This window comes from Streptomyces sp. BE303 (genome assembly GCF_036290945.1).
Lineage (GTDB): Bacteria > Actinomycetota > Actinomycetes > Streptomycetales > Streptomycetaceae > Kitasatospora.
The window spans coordinates 1-1,138 of sequence record NZ_JAQYWZ010000944.1; the positions used below are offsets into that span (position 1 = coordinate 1).

The following is a 1,138-nucleotide window of genomic DNA, read 5'->3' on the forward strand; positions in this document are numbered from 1 at the left end:
CCAGGCGCTCCTCGCCACCTACGGTCAGGGTCGTCACGGCGTTCCGCTGTGGCTGGGGTCGGTGAAGTCGAACCTCGGTCACACGCAGGCGGCGGCCGGTGTCGCGGGCATCATCAAGATGGTGCAGTCGATGCGCCACGGCGTGCTGCCCGGCACGCTGCACGTGGACGCGCCGTCGTCCCAGGTGGACTGGTCCGCGGGTGCGGTGGAGTTGCTGACCGAGGCCCGCGACTGGCCCGCGACCGACCGGCCGCGCCGGGCCGGGGTGTCCTCGTTCGGCATCAGCGGCACCAACGCCCACGTCATCCTCGAAGCCCCGTCGGGCGCACCGGCTTCCGCGACGGCGTCGGACGAGGCACCGCTCCCGGTGCTTCCGATGACCCCGGTCGTCCTCACCGCCGCGAGCGAGCGGGCCCTCACCGGGCAGGTCGAGCGGCTCCACAGCTACCTGCTGGCACACCCGGACGCCTCGGTGCCCGATGTCGCCTGGACGCTCGCCCACCGGACGACGTTGCCCCGGCGCACGGTGGTGCTGGCCGCCGACCGCGACGAGCTGCTCACGGGGCTCGCCGCCGCGCAGCCCGCGGCCGAGGTCCGGCCCACCTCTCTGGCGGTGGTGTTCACCGGTCAGGGGTCGCAGCGGGTCGGGATGGGCCGCGGGTTGTCGGAGGCGTTCCCGGTGTTCGCGACCGCCTATGACGAGGCGTGCGAGGCGCTGGGGCTGGCGCTGCACGGGCTGGACGCGGAGTCGCTGGACCGGACGGGTTCGGCGCAGCCGGCGATCTTCGCGGTGGAGGTGGCGCTGCTCGCGCTCGTGCGCTCCTGGGGTGTGACGCCGGACGTCGTGGCCGGTCACTCGGTCGGCGAGATCACCGCCGCCCACGCTGCCGGGGTTCTTTCCCTGGCGGACGCGGCGAAGTTGGTGGCGGCGCGGGGCCGGTTGATGCAGGCGCTGCCGTCGGGTGGCGCGATGCTGGCGGTCGGGGCGTCGGAGGGGGAGGTGTGCGGGGCGTTCCCGGACATCGACCTGGCGGCGGTCAACGGGCCGGCCGCGGTGGTCGTGTCGGGTGCCGAGGAAGAGATCGTGCGGATCGCGGATCTTGCCTCGGAGCGGGGTTGGAAGACGTCGCGGCTGCGG

General features: G+C 74.2%; 1 protein-coding gene. It reads left to right on the forward strand.

What is annotated here, in order from left to right; all coding sequences use genetic code 11:
• On the forward strand, window positions 1-1,138 hold a 1,138-nt coding region (locus tag PUR56_RS38900), incomplete at both ends, for an acyltransferase domain-containing protein (RefSeq protein ID WP_329952449.1).